Origin of the sequence: Burkholderia sp. Ed8, from assembly GCF_040761425.1 — a bacterium.
GTDB lineage: Bacteria > Pseudomonadota > Gammaproteobacteria > Burkholderiales > Burkholderiaceae > Burkholderia > Burkholderia seminalis.
In genome coordinates, this window is the sequence record NZ_CP142889.1 from 374,346 (window position 1) to 392,693 (window position 18,348).

Genomic DNA, 18,348 nt, shown 5'->3' on the forward strand with positions numbered 1-18,348 from the left:
CCGAAACGTTGGTCGGCAGGGGGGGCCCTGCCCGTAATCACAAGTTCTCGATAGGCAGGCGATCCATGTCGAATACCAGCATGCGCGGCAAGCTCGTTCTCGTGACGGGCGGTGCGAAAAACGTGGGCAAGGCGATCTGCAGGCGTTTCGCCGAGCAGGGCGCGCACGTGATCCTGAATTTCTTCCATTCGCTCGACGCGTCGAAGGAGACGGCCGAGGAACTGCGCGCGCTCGGCGCGACCGTCGACGTGATCCGAGCGTCGGTCGCGCAGCAGGCGCAGGTCGACCGGATGTTCGACGAGATCGAACGGCGCTACGGCCGCCTCGACGTGCTCGTCAACAATGCGGCGTCCGGCGCGCTGCTCGGCGTCGACGAGATCGGCGCCGAGCATTTCGATCGCGCGCTCGACACCAACCTGAAAGGCGCGTTCTGGTGCGCGCGCCGTGCCGCGGCGCTGATGGCGCGCTCGGGCGGCGGCGCGATCGTCAACGTGTCGTCGGTGGGCGCGACGCTCGTGCCCGCGAACTATCTCGTCGTCGGCACCGCGAAGGCGGCACTCGAATCGCTGACGCGCTATCTCGCGGTCGAGTACGCGGGGCGCCAGATCCGGGTGAACGGCGCATCGTCGACGCTGATCGACGGCGACGTCGCCGCGCAGTTTCCGGACCCGGAGAACACGAAGCGATCGAGCATCGCGGCGACCCCGCTGAAGCGGCTCGCGCGCGCGGAGGATCTTGCCGATCTCGTCGTGTTTCTCGCGTCGGATGCCGCGCGCTGGATTACCGGACAGGTGGTCGTCGCGGATGGCGGGTTGTCGCTGTGCAGCGAGGGATTGTCGCCGCGCGCGGACTGGGCGACCGCCGGGCTGGATGCGGCCGCTGCCGTCGCGCAACCGGCTGCCCGTACGGCCGCCGCTGCCGACGACGCACCGGACAGCGACGACATCGCCGTGGTCGGCATGGGTCTCGCATTGCCCGGCGCAAGCGATCCGGACGCATTCTGGCGCGCGCTACTGGACGGCCCCGAGCTGTTCGGCAACGTGCCCCCGGATCGGTGGGACTACCGCTCGTTCTACTCGCCGGATACGTCGGCGGAAGACAAGAGCTACCAGTCGCGCTCGGTCTTCATCGAACAGTTCGAGCCGTGCTCGACGGTGCGCGCCGAGCTCGACGCCGGCACCGCGCCGCGCGAACTCACGACGCTGTGGCTGCGCCACGCACTGTGCCAGGCGCTCGACGGCGTGACGCTGCGCGACGCCGATCGTGTCGCGTTTCTGGTCGGCTACACGGCGGACGGCAGCCAGCATCTCGAGGAAGGCATGGTGCTGGCCGCCGCGCGCGAGCGCCTGAACGCGGTGCTGGCCGACGCCGGCGTCGACGCGGCCGAGCGCGCGCGCCGCGTGGCCGCGATCGATGCGGTGCTGAGCGCGCGCTATGCGCGCGGCGCGGGCGATCTTGCGTCGTTCTTCCCGCACCGTGTCGGTCTGAACGCGATGAAGGGCGTGCTGCCGGACGATGCGGAATACATGATGGTCGACACCGCGTGTTCGTCGTCGCTGTATTCGATCGATCTCGGGATCAAGGCGCTGCTGCTCGGCAAGCAGGACGTGGTCGCGTGCGGCGGTGCGTTCGCGCTCGCACCGCGCGGCTCGATCCTGTTTTCGAAGCTGCACGGGCTGTCGCGCAGCGGCGAGGTGCGGCCGCTCGATCGCAACTGCGACGGCGTGCTGTTCGCGGACGGCGCGGGCGTCGTGATCCTGAAGCGCCTGGCGCGCGCGCGCGCGGACGGCGACCGCATTCTCGGCGTGCTGAAGTCGTTCGGCTCGTCGTCGGACGGGAAGGGCAAGGCGATCTACGCGCCGAATTCGGCCGGCCAGCGCATCGCGATCGACCGCGCGTATGCGCGCACCGCGACGGTGCCCGCCGACGTCGACTGGGTCGTGGCGCATGCCACCGGCACGCCGGCCGGCGATCTCGCCGAATTCCAGAGCCTGCGCGACGCGATCCGGCGCGATCGCCCGGTGCAGGTGACCTCCAACAAGTCGCTGGTCGGCCATACGGGCTGGGCGGCGGGCGTCGTATCGGTGATCCAGGTGCTGCTCGGCTTGCGCCACGAGGTCATCCCGCCCCAGCATCGCTTCAGCGAACCGCCGCCGGAATTCGAACTCGGCGGCACGAGCCTGCGGATCCCGGTGGCGCCGGTGGCGTGGCCGGTCCGGCGCGATTCGGCGCGCGTCGCGGCGGTGTCCGGTTTCGGCTTCGGCGGCACGAACGGCCACCTGATCGTGTCGGAGTACCGCGCCGATCTGCCCGCCGGCGGCGCGAGCGGCCGCTTCAAGCGCGAACCGCTGGCGATCGTCGGATGGTCCGCGAAGTTTCCCGGTCTCGACGGCGACGCCGAGGTCGCGGCCTGGCTGCGTGGCGAAGGCCGCGCGCCGGACGCGAGCTTCGGGATCGGCTATCCGCTGCCGAGCTTCGCGCGCGTGAAGATGCCGCCGGCCGTGTTGCGCGCGCTCGATCGCTGCCAGCTGATGGCGCTCGATGCCGCGCACGATCTGCGCGAACGTCTCGGCACGTTCTGGCAGGAGCATGCGGACACGATCGGGCTCGTGATGGGACATATGGGGCCCACACGTAACGCGGCGCTGTATGCGAGCCGCTGCTATCTCGACGACATCGCGGCGGCGGTGCTCGACGCGACGCGGCCGGACGAGCGCGCGACGACCGAGCGCCTGCTGGACGGCTTGCGCGACGCGACGCAGCGGCTCGTCGCGCCGACCACCGAAAACTCGTTTCCCGGGATGATGCCGAACGTGATCCCGGCGCGCGTCGCCAATTACCACGATCTGCACGGGATGAACATGACGGTGGACGCGGGCCACGCATCGACGCTCGCCGCGTTCGAGGCGGCCGAGCGGTTCCTGTGCAGCGGCGAACTCGACATGGCGATCGTCGGCGGGATCAACGGCAACGCCGCGGAGGAGGTGGGTCCGGCATTCGGGCTGCCGCTCGCGGAGGGTATCGTGCTGTTCGCGGTGACGACCGTGCGACACGCGCAGGCCGAAGGGCTGCCGGTGCTCGCGGTGGTCGGCGGCGGCGACGCGCGGGCCGCGGTCGAGCCGGCCGCGCCTTGCGATGCGACGGGCCGCGCGGTCACGTACGCAGGCGCGGATGCGGCGATCGACGTGCTGCGCGCGATCGTTGCGCGTACCCCCGACGTGACGCTGGCACGCGACAGCGGCGGCGACCGGCCGCGCTATGCGCTGCACGTCGCCTGCGAGCCGGCCGCCGCGCAGGCGGCCGCCCCGCGCGAACCGCAAGCCGCAGTTGTAGCCGCGCCGGTGCAGCCGGCGCCGGCTGCCGCACCCGTCGGGCCCGGGACGTTGCTGCCCGGCACGTTGCGCCGGACCGGCGTCGCGGCCGACGGCGAGCCGCTCGGCGTCGCACGATACCGGATCGAATGGCGCGATGCGCCGTGGCGGCCCGCGGGACGATCGACGCCGTTCATCGCGCCGCGTTGCGTGATCGTCACCGACCTGCCGGAAGCGCTCGCGGCACAGGCCGATCCGGGCCCCGGCTGCGTGGTGTTGTCGACGCGTCCGTTCGCCGCGAGCCGGCCGGGCTGGCACTGGATCGAGCGAATCGACGAAACCGTGCTCGACGGGCTGCCCGACGACATCGGCCACGTGCGCGTGCTGACGTCGCTCGATGCCGGCACGCTCGCCTCGGGCACCGCGGCGCCGGCCGCGCCCGCGCGGCTCGCGCTGCACGATCTCGCGTTCCTCGCGATCAAGCGTTGCCATGCGGCACTCAAGCGCGACGGCAGCTTCGTCGCGCTGCTGCTCGATGCGCTCGCGGGCGAGGTGCCGCATCCGGATGCCGGGCTCTACACCGGCCTCGTGAAGGCGCTGGCGATCGAGATGCCGGAAGCGCGCCCGGTGGCCGTGCTGACCGATGCCCGCTCGCTGCCCGATGCGCTGCGCGACGCCGAGCATGAAAGCGGCGCGCGTCACTGGCTGCCGGTCGTCGCACTGGGCGGCGGGCGTCGCCGCACGCCGCGCGTGATCGAGGACGCGGGCGAGCTGCGCGCGGACGAGCGCCTGGCGCTCGGGCCCGACGCGGTCGTCGTCGCGGTCGGCGGCGCACGCGGGATCACCGGCGAGCTGATGAAGACGCTGGCCGCGCACGTGCGCCCGACGCTGTACCTGATCGGCAGCAGCGCGCTCGACGAGGTCGACGCGGACTTGCTCACGATGGACGACGAAGCATTCGCGAAGACCCGCCCCGATTACATTCGCCAGCAGAAGGCACGGCATCCGGAGCAGCCGCTGCCGGCGATCATCCGCGCGTTCGAGCGGCGTGCCGACGCGCGCACGGCGTGCATGAACATCGAGGCGATGCGCGCCTTCTGCGGCGCGCATCGCGTGACGTACCTGCGCGCCGACGTGATGGACCCCGGCAGCGTGCGCACGGCCATCGACACGATTCTCGCGCGCGAACCGCGCGTCGACCTGCTGGTCAACGCGGCCGGACTGAACCGTTCCGCATCGGTGCTCGTGAAGTCGCTGGACGATTTCGTCGCGGTGCGCGACATCAAGGTGCGCGGCTACTGGAACCTGCGCGGCGCGTTCGGCGCCCGGCAGCCTCGCCTGTGGTGCAACTTCGGGTCGTTCATCGGCCTGACGGGCCAGGCCGGCGAAACCGACTACGCGTCCGGCAACGACTTCCTGAACACGCAGGCGTCGTATCACCGCGCGGCGCTCGGCCACGACGAATTCACGATTGGCTGGACGCTGTGGCGCTCGGTGGGGCTCGGCTCGAATCCGGTCACGCGCGCGTTTCTCGAGAAGAGCGGCCTGTTCACGAGCATGCGCACCGCGGAAGGGCAGCATCATTTCATGCGCGAACTCGGTCTCGGCGAGCGCGCGGCGATGTCCGTGCATCTGGGCGAGGCCGAGCGACGGGCGATCGAGACGCACCTGCCCGGCTACTTCGAACTCGACGAAGCGGAAGCGGCGCCGCACGTCGCCACGCCGCGCGAGCCGGATTTCTATCTCGGCCGCGAGCTGGCGCGCACCGGCGACAGCGTGAGCTTCGAGCGCGTGTTCGATCTCGAGCGCGATGCGTATCTGCAGCATCACGTCGTCAACGGTTTTCCGACGCTGCCGGGCACGTTCGTGCCCGAAGTGGCCGCCGAGGCCGCGCTGCGGCTCGTGCCGGGGCTCAAGGTCGTCGGATTCGCGGACGCGGCGTTCCTGCACTTCCTGCGCGTCTACGATGCGAAGCGGCCGAGCGCGAAGCGCATCCACGCGCGCATCGCCGCGCGCGACGGCGACGCCGTGCTCGTGCACGTGCGGATCTCCGGCGATGTGCTGGCGCCCGGCGGCCAGGTGCTCGTGCGCGACAAGCCGCACTTCGAGATCACCGTGCGCCTGGCTGCGGCCTACGCGCCGGCACCGGTGTGGAGCGAACCGCCGGGCGGGACGTTTGTGCCCGTCGCCGATCCGTATCACTTCGACGCGGCGCCGGTGAGACTGACCGGCATGTTCGTGTCGACGACCGACACCGGCATGAGCGAAACGGGCAAGCAGGCGCGCTTCCGGCTGAACGTGCCGGACGGCGATCCGGTGTTCTCGCGCTTCGTGGTGCCGAGCATCCTGCTCGACGGTCTTGCACGCGTGGCGGCGCTCGATCATGTCGCCGGCGACTACATCCCGCTCGCGGCGCCGATGTCGATCGGCCGCATCGACCTGTACGAAGCCGGCAACGACTGCGAGCTGGCGGCGCGCCATGCGTCGATCGCGCTGCGCGTGACGCCGCGCGCCTTCGCGCTCGAAGGGCCGGCGAGCAGCGGCAACCGGTTCGTCGCGGTGCGCCCGGACGGCCGCATCGTGATGCAGATGCGCGACGTGACGGGCATCGTGACCGGCTACGTGCACCGCGTGACCGGCGCGTTCGCCACGCGCGGCGAGATCGATGCGCGGCTCGCCGCGCCCGCGGCTTCCGAACAGGTGTCGGCATGAGCACGAAGCGTCTCGCGCCCGGCCCGCGCGGCAGCGTCGTGATGGGCAATCTCGCGGAATACAAGCGCAATCCCGTCACGATGCTGCTGAAGCTGCAGCAGCAGTACGGCGACATCGCCCGCAACCGGCTGGGCCCGTTTCTCACGCATGCGCTCGCGCATCCGGACGGCGTCCAGCACGTGCTGCAGGACAATCACCGCAACTACGTGCGCGGCCGCTTCTACGACAACTTCAAGATGTTCTTCGGCGACGGACTGCTGACGACGGACGGCGAGTTCTGGCGGCGTCACCGGCGCGTCGTGCAGCCGCTCTTTCACCGCAAGCAGGTGGAAGCGCATACGGCCGCCGTCGGCGACGCGGCGCTCGCGCTCGTCGAGCGCTGGCTGAAGCGGCCCGCGCACGCGCCGTTCGACGCCGTCGAGGAGATGATGCGCGTGAGCCTGCGCATGCTCGGGTTGATGCTGTTCAACGCGGACATCTCGCGGCACGCGGACGAGGTCGGGCCGGCGGTGCGCTTCGGCATCGAGGCGATGATGCCGCAGGGCAACATGAACGATTTCGTGCCGCGCTGGATGCCGACGCCGTTCAACCGCCGGATCGCACGCGCGCGCCGCGGGATCGACACGATCGTCGATGCGATCGTCGCCGAGCATCGCGCGGGACGCTGCGACACGAGCGACGTGATCGCGCTGCTGCTCGCCGCGCGCGACCCCGACACGGGCGCGCCGCTGACCGAGCGCGAGGTGCACGACGAGGTGATGACGGTGTTCCTGGCCGGCCACGAAACGACCGGCAGCGGGATGGCGTGGGGGCTCTATGCGCTCGCGCAGCATCCGGACGTGCTGCGGCGGCTGCGCGAGGAGCTCGATGCGGTGCTCGGCGGTCGCGCGCCCACGGCAGACGACATCGCGCGCCTGCCGTATCTGGTGCAGACCGTCGACGAGATCCTGCGGCTCTATCCGCCGATCTGGGGCTTCACGCGCGATCTGGTCGACGACGACGAGATCGGCGGCTATCACGTGCCGGCCGGTTCGTCGGTATTCATGTCGCCGTACGTCACGCATCGTCATCCGGCGCTGTGGGCCAACCCGGACGCATTCGATCCGGAGAACTTCGGATCGCACGCGCCGACGCGGCACAAGTACGCGTACTTTCCGTTCGGCGGCGGGATGCGCAAGTGCATCGGCTATCAGACCGCGCTGCTGCAGATCCGCGTGCTGATCGCGGTGGTCGCGCAGCACGTCGATCTGAGCGCGGTGCCCGGTCGTTCGCTCGACACGGGCGCGACGATTTCGCTGCGCCCGCGTGACGGCATTCAGCTGGTCGCCCGGCCGAGATCGCGCGAACGCACGAGCGCGGCGCCTGCCGGGCGCGACGTGCAGGTGCCGGCTTCGCGCGGCACGGCGTGTCCGTTCACGGGCGCGCCGGCAGCGACGGCCGGCGGCGAGCGGACGGCAAGCGTGGCGGCGCCGGCCGCGCCCGGGCCTGCTGCCGGACCGGCGCTGGCGCCCGACGTGTGGGCGTTTCTGCAACGCGACGCGATGGCACCCGAAGCCCGGCGCGGCATGGACGTCGAAGCAGACGAGGACGGCGCACCGACCCACCGCTTCACGTGGCGGCCGGTCGAGATCGAACCGCTGCCCGAACGGCCGGCGGCCGAACTGAGCGGCAAGCGGATCGCGATCGTCAACGGCCTCGGCCGCACGGCCGAGCGCGTGGTGGCGGCGCTCGCGCGCGCCTGCGCGAAGCCCGCGGTGTTCGCCCCCGCCGACGGCGTCGATCCGGCGGCGGCCGCGAACGCGTTCGTCGCCCAGTCGGGTCCGTTCGACGGGATCGTCGATCTCGGCGTCGAGGCACCGTTCTCGCTCGACGTGCGCGATCAGTGGGAAGCGCCGCTGCGCCGCACGGTCGCGTTGCTGCAGGCGTGTTACGGCGACTGGGTGCAGGAAGAAGCGACGTCGCGGCTGTTCTATCTCGCCGTGACCTGGCTGGATGGACTGATGGGATACGGCGACGACACGCTCGTCCAGCCGCTCGGCGGATTGTGGGCGGGGCTCGCGAAGACGCTGCCGCAGGAATTGCCGAACTGCAACGTGCGCGTGCTGGACATCGCGCCGGACGAAACCGGCCGCGTCGACGGGTTGATCGCACGCGAGCTGTATCGCTGGGGGCGCTTCGAGGTCGGTCATCGCGACGGGCGCCGCCACACGCTCGTCGCGACCCGCGACGACCTGCCGGCGCAAGCGGCGCCCGACTGGGGGCCCGACGATGTCGTGCTGTTCTCGGGCGGCGCACGCGGTATCGGGTTCCTGGCCGCCTGCGAGATCGCGAAGCAGTATCGCTGCACGGTGATCGTCACCGGTCGCGAAGCGCCGCCGGCCGGCGACGAGCCGTGGCTCGCGCTCGACGATGCGGGCTTCAGGCGCTACGGGCTCGACCTGCTGCGCCAGGCGACGCCGGAGCGGCCGCCCAAGGCGATCCGGCATACGCTGCAGCAACTCGAACGGCGCCGCGAGCTGAAGGCGTCGCTCGACGCCGCGGCCGCGCTCGGCCTGCCGGTACGCTACGCGGTATGCGACGTGACCGATGCGAACGCCGTGCGCGCGTTGTGCGACGCCTTCGGCGCGCGGCTGCGTGGCGTGATCCACAACGCCGGCATCGACCAGCCGGTGCGGTTGCCGCGCAAGTCCGCGGACGAATTCGTCGGTACCGCGCGCGTGAAGGTGCTCGGCTTCATGAATCTGTACGCGGCCGTGCGCGAGCGGCCGCGTGTCGACTGCTTCGTCAACGTCGGCTCGCTGACCGGCCGCTGGGGCGGCATGACGGGCGAGACCGACTACGCGGCCGCGAACGAGGCGCTCGCGCGGCTCGGCTGGTGGGCGCGCCGCGATGCGCCCGGGCGCGACGTGAAGACGCTCGTCTGGCCAACGTGGGACGGCGTCGGCATGATCACGAACCTCGCCGTCACGCGGCGCTACGTGACGCCGATGCGCATCGCCGACGGCGTCCGGCACTGGCTGGCGGAACTCGCGCCGCCCACGCTGCCCGGGGCGCCCGGCGGCGGCGAACCGATGTACATGGGCGCCGTCGGCCGTGCGTTGACGCCGATCCAGCTTCGCGGCTTCGATGCGGTCGACGGCTTGCCGAATCTCGGCGAGCTGGCGACACGCCGGCACCACGCGGGCGAGCCGCGGCGATTCCGGCCGTTCGCGTTTTTCTCGACGCGCTATCGCGCGGCCGGCGCGCCCTATACGCGCGCATTCCGCTTCGGCGGCCGCGCGGCGGTGCCCGCGTCGCTGCTGCTCGAGCACGCGCGCGTCGTGGCCGACTGGGTTGCGCCGCCCGACGGCGAGCGCGCCTACCTGCATGAAGCCGCCGACGTGACGATCGCGCTCGATGCGCTCGCCGACGCGCTCGATGCGCACGGCGACCTCGCGCTCGACACCGACGTGACCGGCCGCACGGCCGGCGACGGCTGGCACGTGACGGTGCGGTGCGCGTCGCTCGCCGGCCGCGTGCTGCTCGATGCGACGTTCGTGTACCGCGGTCATCCGCCCGCGGGGACGACGGTGCCGCTGCCGCACGACGGGCAGGACGATGCGGTCCGGCCGGCCGTGTGCGCGATCTGGCGCGGCGACCTGCTGCCCGACGCGGACTGGCGCGGCGGCATCGCGCAGGTCAGGGCCGCCGACGCCGATGCGTTGTGGCGCGCGCCGGGCGACGGCGACGCGCGCGACGCGGCGCCGTCCCCGCAGGTATGGCTGCCGGTCAATCATCTGGAGAACGTGTTGCGCGTGCTGCTCGGCGCGTGGCCCGCAGACGGCGAGCCGCCGCGCACGTGGCGCATCGGCGGCATCGCATTCGGCGCCGCGTGCGCCGCCGACGCCGAATTGCTGCTGCGCTATCCGGACGGCCGCTTCGCGATCGCCGATCGCGGCGGCGCATCGATCGCCGATCTGCGCGATGCGCGGCTGGCCGGCGCGACCGGCACGCGGGCCGCGGCCGCGCCGGTTCTTTGAACGGAAAGGGGAGATCCACCATGACGGAGCGCAACGACGGCGCGCGGTACTGCATCATCGGCGCGGGCGCGGCGGGAATCACCGCCGCGAAGAACCTGCTCGCGGCCGGGATCGGCTTCGACGTGATCGAGCGCGAGGACGACGTCGGCGGCAACTGGTACTACGGCCGGCCGAGCGGCGCGGTGTATCGCTCGATTCACATGATCAGCTCGAAGCGGTTTTCGGAGTACACCGATTTTCCGATCCCCGACGACTACCCGACGTATGCGCGCGGCGACCAGGCGCTCGCGTACCTGCGTGCATACGCGCGGCGCTTCGGCGTGTACGAGCGGATCGAGTTCGGCCGCTCGGTGCTCGAGATCGCGCCGGTCGACGGCGGCTCGGGGTGGCGCGTCGAGCTGGATCGCGGCGAAGTGCGCACCTATCGCGGCGTGATCGTCTGCAACGGGCATCTGTCGCATCCGCAACTGCCGGACTATCCGGGCCGCTTCGACGGGCTGCAGCTGCATTCGTCGCAATACCGTACGCCGGAGATCTTTCGCGACCGGCGCGTGCTCGTGGTCGGCGCGGGCAATTCGGGCTGCGACATCGCGGTCGAGGCGTCTCATCATGCGCGCGCGGTGTTCCACAGCACGCGGCGCGGTTACTACTACTGGCCGAAATTCCTGTTCGGGATACCGGCGGACCAGTGGGCCGAATGGCCGCTGCGGCTGCGCATGCCTTTGTGGGCGCGCCGCTTCTTCGGCGAGCGGCTGCTGCGGCTGACGACGGCCGGGCAGCCGGAGGACTACGGACTGCGCAAGCCCGACCACAAGCTGTTCGAATCGCATTTCATCATCAATTCGACGCTGTTCTACCACCTCGGCCACGGCGATCTCGATGCGCGGCCCGACGTGCGCGAACTGAAGGGCGATCGCGTCGTATTCGCCGACGGCCGCGAGGAGCCGGTCGACGTGATCGTCTACGCGACCGGCTATCAACCGAGCTTTCCGTTCATCGACCAGGCGCACCTGCAATGGCACAAGCAGCAGCCGTCGCTGTACCTCAACATGTTCGACGCGCAGCATCGCGACCTGTTCTTCATTGGGCTGTTCCAGACGTCGACCGGCAACTGGCCGCTGATGGACTACCAGGCGCAGCTGCTCGCACGCTATCTGCATGCGCGCGACGCGGCGCCGCGCAAGGCCGCGCACGTCGACCGGCTGATCCGGCGCGGACGGTCCGACTGGAGCGGCGGCATCGCGTTCCATCGCACGCCGCGGCACGTGATCGAGGTCGAGCATTTCGCCTACCGGCTGCAGTTGCGGCGGCTGATACGCGGCCTGCCGGCCGTGCCGGGCGCGGCCGGCACCGATGCGCGCACCGCGCCGGCGGCCCCGGCGGCGCCCGTGCACGCGGGAGGTGCGTCATGAGCCTCGTGAACGTCGAACACCTGTCGAAGACCTACCTGCTCGACAGCGTGCGCGTGACCGGGCTCGCCGACGTGTCGGCGACGCTCGAGGCCGGGCGCTTCACCGTGTTGAGCGGCCCGTCGGGCAGCGGCAAGACGACGCTGCTGAACATGATCGGCTGCATCGACCGCCCCGACAGCGGGCGCGTGACGATCGCGGGCCACGATACCGCGTCGTTGTCCGACGATGCGTTGTCCGATTTCCGCGCGCGCCATGTCGGCCACGTGTTCCAGACCTTCAACCTGCTGCCGGTGCTGTCCGCGTACGAGAACGTCGAGTACCCGCTGCTGATGGCGGGCTGGGCGCCGGCCCGGCGCGCGGCGCGCGTGCGCGACCTGCTCGACGCGGTCGGGCTGGCCGACAAGGGACGGCACCGGCCGAGCCAGCTGTCGGGCGGCCAGCGCCAGCGCGTCGCGATCGCGCGGGCGCTGGCCGCCGAGCCCGCGATGGTGCTGGCGGACGAACCCACCGCGAACCTCGACAGCGCCACCGGCCACGCGATCATCGCGCTGATGCGCACGATCCAGCGCGAGCGCGACGTGTCGTTCATCGTGTCGTCGCACGATCCGCAGGTGGTGAGCGTCGCCGACGAGGTGATCCGGATTCTCGACGGCCGCATCGTCGGCCGGGAACGGGCCGGCGACGGCACGGCGGCGCAGGAGGTGTGCCGATGATCCATACGCTGATGCTCGCGCTGCGCAACCTGCAGCGCAACCGCCGGCGCTCGCTGACCACGCTGCTCGCGATGATCGTCGGCGTCAGTGCGATCCTGCTGTTCGGCGGTTTCAGCCGCGACATCACGCTCGGGCTGCAAACCGACTTCGTGCAGCGCAGCGGCCATCTGCAGATCCAGCGGCAGGGCTATTACCTGTACGGCACGGGCGATCCGGCCGCGTACGGGATCCGCCGCTATGCGGCGCTGATCGACCTCCTGCGGCGCGACCCGCAGCTCGCGCCGCTGCTGCAGGTCGTCACGCCGACGCTGCAGTTCGGCGGCATCGCCGGCAATTTCGCGGCCGGCGTGTCGCGCACCGTGATGGGATTCGGCGCGATTCCCGACGACCAGTACCGGATGCAGCAGTGGAACGCCTACGGTTTTCCGCTGCGCCCGCGCGCGTTCGCGCTGCGCGGCAGCGCCGACGACGCGGCGGTGGTCGGTCTCGGCGTCGCGCGCGTGCTGCATCTGTGCGGGCCGCTGCACGTGGCGGACTGCCGCGATGCGCCGCCGGGGCCGGCCGCGCCCGCCGCCGCCGGCCCGGACGCGAGTGCGCCGGCCGACGTGCTCGCGCTCGCGCAGGGCGAGGCCGGCTCGCAGCCGGCCGGCGACGGCGCAACCCACATCGAGGTGCTGACCGCGAGCGCGGGCGGCGCGCCGAACGTCGGCCGCTTCTCGGTCGTGAAGGCCGAGCAGCAGGGCGTGAAGGAGCTCGACGACGTGTATCTCGCGGTGCGCCTGCCGCAAGCGCAGCGGCTCGTATACGGCGGCGCCGAGCCGCGCGCGACCGCGCTCGAGATCCAGCTCGCGCGCACGGCCGATCTGCCGGCGGCGCGCGCGCGCATCGAGCAGCTGCTGCGCGGCGGCTTCGACGGCCAGCCGCTCGACGTCGTCGATTTCGCGACGCTGAACCCGTTCTACGACCAGACCAACCGGATGTTCTCGGTGATCTTCGGCTTCGTGTTCGTGCTGATCAGCGCGATCGTGCTGTTCGTGATCAGCAACACGATGAGCACCGCGATCATCGAGCGCACGGTCGAAATCGGCACGCTGCGCGCGATGGGCATGCGGCGCGGCGGCATTCAGGCGCTGTTCGTCTGCGAGGGCGCGCTGCTCGGCGTGGCCGGCGCATCGCTCGGCGTGCTGGCGGCGCTCGCGATTGCCGCGGCCGTCAATCACAGCGGGCTGGCCTGGACGCCGCCCGCGCGCATCGACGCGGTCGCGCTCACGGTGCGCGTGTGGGGCGAGTGGCGAACCATCGCGGTCACGTTCGCGGGGCTCGCATGCGTGGCCGGGCTGTCCGCGTGGCTGCCGTCGCGGCACGCGGCGCGGCTGTCGATCGTCGATGCGCTGCGGCATGTGTGACGCCGTGCGGATGCGGTCATTTTCGTTCATTTCACTTTCGGGAGAGCGCACGTGCGTCGCCTGTTCGTTTCATGCTGTCTGAGTCTTTCTTTCCTGGCCGGCGCCGCGCACGCGCAGCCGGCGCCCGATCCGCAGAAGGTGCTCGCGGCGAGCGACGCGATCCGCGCGCCGGCGAAATCGTTCGTGCTGACCGCGACGCTGATCGAGTATCGGTCGGGCAAGCAGGTGGACGGCAATACGCTGTCGATCTATTCGAAGCCCGATGCGCCGGGTGGCGCGTTCCGCACGCTGGTGCGCTTCGTCGCGCCGGCGCGCGACACGGGCAAGCTGATGCTGAAGAACGGCAACGACCTGTGGTTCTACGATCCCGCGAACCAGGCGAGCGTGCGGATCTCGCCCGACCAGCGGCTGCTCGGGCAGGCCGCGAACGGCGACGTCGTGACGGTCAATCTCGCGCACGACTACACGGCCGAGCTGAAGGGCGTCGAGGACATCGCCGACGGCGACCGGCAGACCCGCCGCGCCTACCGGCTCGCGCTCACCGGCCACGGCGACGGGCTCACGTACCGCCGCATCGAGATCTGGATCGACGCGGCGAACAACCGGCCGCTGAAGGCGCGCTTCTATTCGGAAAGCGACCGGCTGCTGAAGACCGCGTTCTACCGGCGCTACACGATGCAGCTCGGCGTCGAGCGGCCGACGGAGACGGTCATCATCGACGGGCTCGACAGCAACTGGGTCACGGTCATGCGTTTCTCCGACTACGCATGGCGCGACATTCCCGATGCATGGCTGCAGCGCGACTACCTGTCCCGCTTCCAGGCGCAATGACGGCGCGGCGTCGATGCCGGGTCGCCGCGCTCGCGTTCGTGCTGCTGCCGGCGCTGGCGCGTGCGGCGCCGGCCGGCGCGGAGGCGACGAGCGGGGCGGGCGGCGTGGATGCGGCCGATGCCGCGGCGCTCGATCTCGCCGACCAGTCCGCCACCGCGCCGGCCGATACCGCGAAGCCGTGGAAGCTCGACGTGCAGGACGCATTGCGTGCGAGCCGCTATCGCGACGGCGCGCACGCCGGGCGCAACCAGCTGTCGGTCGAATTCGAGTACGGGCAGTGGCTGACGCCGACGTTCGCCGCGCACTTCTCGATGCGCTTCGACCGGTTCGATCCGCTCGGGACCTCGCGCACGTCGTCGCGCGACGTGACGCTCGTGAAGGAGGCGTACGCGAGCTGGCGCGCGGCGCCGACGTTCGTCGTCGACGCGGGGCGCGTCAACGAGCGGCTCGGCGCGGCGATCGGCTACAACCCGACCGACTTCTTTCGCGCGGGCGCGGTGAGCCTCGACGTGTCGCCCGATCCGGACAGCCGCCACACGAACCGGCTCGGTACGGTCGCGCTGCGCGCGCAGCAGGTGTGGGACACGGGCTCGCTCGCGGCGCTGCTGTCGCCGCGGCTCGAGCGCCGCAGCCTGCCGGGCGACCCGGCCGCATCGTCCGACCTGCAGCGTACCAACGGCGTCGATCGCTGGATGCTGGTCGCGAGCCAGCGGCTCAGCACGGCGATCCAGCCGCAATGGATCGTCTACGGCGAAAGCGGGCAGGCGCCGCAGTTCGGCCAGAACCTGAGCGTGCTGCTCGGCAACTCGGTGGTCGCCTACGTCGAATGGGCGGGCGGCTACCGGCGCTCGCTGATCGCGCGCGCGACCGGTGCGGCCGGCGACAGCGCGTTCCGCACCAGCTCGTCGGTGGGCGCGACCTGGACGCTGCCGATCGACCTGTCGCTGAGTGCCGAGTTCCAGAGCAACGGCGGCGGCGCGGACGCCGCGCAATGGCGCGCGCTGCAGCGCGCGAACCCGGTCGCCTGGGGCAGTGCGGTGCAGACGTCGATCGCCGCGCAGGAACTGCAAACCCGTCACGGCGTGTTCCTGATGGCGGCATGGCGCAATATCGGCGTGCGCCGTCTGGATCTGTCGGGCTTCATGCAGGCCGATCTCGGCGGCGGCCGGCAATACTGGGTCGAGCTGCGGCGGCGCTTCGACCGGTTCGACGTCGCGCTGCAGTGGCTGCATCAGGGCGGGCCGTCGTGGAGCCGCTTCGGTGCGATGCCGGAGTCGACCAGCGTGCAGGTGCTGGGCATTTTCTATCGATGACGCAAGGAGGTTTCGAATGAGCAAACGTGCGCTTCAGACGGCGACCGCCGTGCTTGCGCTGGTCCCGTCGATCACCGGGGTGCTCGGCATGATGGGCATCCACGATCCGCTGTACGCGTCGCTCGGCCTCGCGCTGCCGGCCGACGCGACGCTGGACGGCAACCTGCGCTTCTACGCGGGCGTCTGGCTCGGGCTCGGCCTCGCGGCGTTCTCGGTGATTCCGGGGATCGAGCGCCAGGGGCGGCTGTTCGCGACGCTGTGGACGATGATCTTCCTCGGCGGCATCGGACGGCTGATTTCGCTCGCGACGCTCGGGCTGCCGTGGCCGCCGTTCGTCGGCTTCACGGTGCTCGAAGTCGTCGGCGCGCCGTTGTTCATCGCGTGGCAGCGGCGCGTGGCCGCTCACGCAACCTTGGGGAACGCGCATGCATGACATCGACATCGATATCGCTCGACGCGCCGTGCCGCTGCGACGCCTTGCGCGCGCGTGCGCGCGGTTCCTGGCCGCTGCCGCGCTGCTCGCCGGCGTTGGCGTGGCCGCACCCGCGGCGCGTGCGCAGACGGCGGCCGGCGTCGCGCTCGACGACTATGCGGCGACCCGCTATCCGATCATTCTCGTGCACGGCCTGACCGGCACCGACGACTATTTCGGCGTGGTGCCGTACTGGTACGGGATGCAGGCGGACCTGCAGCGGCATGGCGCGACGGTCTACGTCGCCGACCTGTCGGGGTTCCAGAGCGACCTCGGCCCGAACGGGCGCGGCGAGCAACTGCTCGCCTATGTGAAGCAGGTGCTGGCGGTCACGGGCGCGGCCAAGGTGAACCTGATCGGACACAGCCAGGGCGGGCTGACGTCGCGCTACGTGGCGTCGGTCGCGCCCGCGCTCGTCGCGTCGGTCACGACGATCGCGACGCCGCACCGCGGCTCGCAGTTCGCCGACTTCGTGCTCGCCGCGCTGAAGCTCGACCCGACGGGCATCTCGACGCCGGTGTTCGGTGCGCTGCTGAACCTGTTCGGCATCCTGACCAGCGACACGCACAACACGAACCAGGATGCGATCGCCGCGCTCGACGCACTCGGCACGGCGCGAACCACGCGGTTCAACCAGCTGTTCCCGAGCCCCGGCCTCGGCGCCGGTGCCTGTCGCACCGGCGCGCCGACCGAGACGATCGGCGGCAACGTACACCTGCTGTATTCATGGAGCGGCGCCGCATATCAGCCGGTGTCGCTGCTCGGCATCGTGACGGGCGCCGTCGATACCAGCGTGATTCCGGTGATCGATCCGGCGAATCTGCTGGATCCGTCGACGCTCGTGTTCCTGACGGCCGGCAACGTGATGGCGCTGGCCGGCGCGGGGCCGAACGACGGCTTCACGTCGACCTGCAGTTCGTTGTTCGGCACGGTGATCTCGACGCGCTACCACTGGAATCACTTCGACGCGATCAATCAGTTGCTCGGCATCCGCGGCGCGTATGCGGAAGATCCGGTCGCCGCGCTGCGCGTGCATGCGAACCGGCTGAAGCTGCAGGGCGTTTGAGCGATGACGGTCCGGACGATGCTGTCTCGCACCGTGCTCCATGGCGCCGTCGGCGTGCTCGCGGCCGCAGCGGTATGGCATGCGCTCGACCGGCCGGCGGCGTCGCCGCAAGCCGCTGCGCTGCCTGCCGCGCGCGTCGTGGTGCCCGACGCGGCGGTGCCGCGGCCCGTGCCTGCCGCGTCCGACGTCGCGCCGCCCGCGTCGCTGGCGGGTTCGCGCGCGCCGCGCCTGCCGCTCGGGCCGGACGGGCGTCTGGCGAAACGGCGTGCGGTGCGGGAATTCTTCGATTACTTCCTGCTCGCGCAGCACGACCTGACGCCGGACGCGCTCGACGCGCTGGTTGCGCGGGAGGTCGCCGCGCAGCCGATCGGCGGGCAGGCACAGCGCGAAGCGCTCGACCTGTGGCCGCGCTATCGCGCGTGTCTCGCCGCGCTCGATGCGCAGCCGGGCGCCGTGCAGCCCGGCATGCGTATCGATCCGGACGCGCTCGCGGGCCAGCTCGAGCGACGGGCGGCACTCGCGAGCCGCTGGCTCGGCGACTGGAGCACGCCGTTCTTCGCCGACGAGTTCCGGCAGCAGCATGACGACCTCGACCGGATCCGGATTGCGCGCGACCCGGCATTGAGCGACGCGCAGAAGCGCGAACGCATTGCGGCGCTCGACCAGTCGTTGCCGGCGGACATGCGCGACGCGCACGAGCGGCTCGCGCGGCAGCGCGAGGCGGTCGCGACGGTTGCACGGCTCGACGCGCAGCGCGCGACGCCCGATGCGCTGCGTGCGCAGCTCGGCGCCGACGTCGCGGCACGCGTCGTACGGCTGCGGCAGGACGACGATGCGTGGCAGGCGCGCTATCGCGACCATGCGGCCGAACGTGAGCGGCTCGCCGCGCAACAGCTTGGGCCCGATGCGCGCGATGCCCAGCTCGCGCAATTGCTGCGGCGCGATTTTCCGGATCCGGCGGACGCACTGCGCGCCGCGTCGCTGGACGCGGACAGCGCGGACATCACCGCTCGCCAGCGCGCGCGATAACCGCCCGGCGCCGGCATCCCGGGCAGGCGCCGTCATGGATCTTCCACGTTCTCCGTTGGAGAAG

The 18,348-nt window shown here is 71.2% G+C and carries 10 protein-coding genes; all 10 read left to right on the forward strand.

Going from position 1 to position 18,348, the window contains the following annotated elements; genetic code table 11:
* The first annotated feature begins 65 nt into the window (after window positions 1-65).
* Genes VXM69_RS35950 through VXM69_RS35995 form a run of 10 tightly spaced genes read left to right on the forward strand, consistent with a single transcriptional unit; the run spans window position 66 to window position 18,284 of the window.
* Window positions 66-6,023: an SDR family oxidoreductase gene (locus VXM69_RS35950; protein ID WP_367190731.1), complete on the forward strand. Its 5,958-nt coding sequence runs from the start codon at window positions 66-68 to the stop codon at window positions 6,021-6,023.
* On the forward strand, window positions 6,020-10,042 hold the full coding sequence (locus VXM69_RS35955; RefSeq protein WP_367190732.1) for a cytochrome P450: 4,023 nt from the start codon (window positions 6,020-6,022) through the stop codon (window positions 10,040-10,042). Before VXM69_RS35950 ends, VXM69_RS35955 begins: the two co-directional genes overlap by 4 nt.
* Before the next feature lie 20 nt (window positions 10,043-10,062).
* The gene (locus VXM69_RS35960) at window positions 10,063-11,454 is read left to right on the forward strand and encodes an NAD(P)-binding domain-containing protein (protein WP_080287900.1); all 1,392 of its coding nucleotides are present in this window, start codon (window positions 10,063-10,065) and stop codon (window positions 11,452-11,454) included.
* Window positions 11,451-12,167 carry an ABC transporter ATP-binding protein gene (locus VXM69_RS35965; protein WP_034190064.1) on the forward strand — a complete coding sequence of 239 codons (717 nt, stop codon included), beginning with the start codon at window positions 11,451-11,453 and terminating at the stop codon, window positions 12,165-12,167. Before VXM69_RS35960 ends, VXM69_RS35965 begins: the two co-directional genes overlap by 4 nt.
* Window positions 12,167-13,573, forward strand: coding sequence for an FtsX-like permease family protein (locus VXM69_RS35970; protein WP_175868115.1), 1,407 nt, complete (start codon window positions 12,167-12,169; stop codon window positions 13,571-13,573). Before VXM69_RS35965 ends, VXM69_RS35970 begins: the two co-directional genes overlap by 1 nt.
* 51 nt (window positions 13,574-13,624) lie before the next feature.
* Window positions 13,625-14,404 carry an outer membrane lipoprotein-sorting protein gene (locus VXM69_RS35975; protein WP_034190065.1) on the forward strand — a complete coding sequence of 260 codons (780 nt, stop codon included), beginning with the start codon at window positions 13,625-13,627 and terminating at the stop codon, window positions 14,402-14,404.
* Entirely contained in the window at window positions 14,401-15,717 is a 1,317-nt protein-coding gene (locus tag VXM69_RS35980) for a hypothetical protein (protein WP_367190733.1), read from the forward strand. Before VXM69_RS35975 ends, VXM69_RS35980 begins: the two co-directional genes overlap by 4 nt.
* 16 nt (window positions 15,718-15,733) lie before the next feature.
* Window positions 15,734-16,150, forward strand: coding sequence for a DUF4345 domain-containing protein (locus VXM69_RS35985; RefSeq protein WP_034190067.1), 417 nt, complete (start codon window positions 15,734-15,736; stop codon window positions 16,148-16,150).
* The gene (locus VXM69_RS35990) at window positions 16,143-17,255 is read left to right on the forward strand and encodes an esterase/lipase family protein (protein ID WP_367190734.1); all 1,113 of its coding nucleotides are present in this window, start codon (window positions 16,143-16,145) and stop codon (window positions 17,253-17,255) included. Before VXM69_RS35985 ends, VXM69_RS35990 begins: the two co-directional genes overlap by 8 nt.
* Before the next feature lie 18 nt (window positions 17,256-17,273).
* Window positions 17,274-18,284, forward strand: a complete 1,011-nt coding sequence (locus VXM69_RS35995) for a lipase secretion chaperone (protein WP_301742432.1) — start codon at window positions 17,274-17,276, stop codon at window positions 18,282-18,284.
* Window positions 18,285-18,348 lie beyond the last annotated feature (64 nt).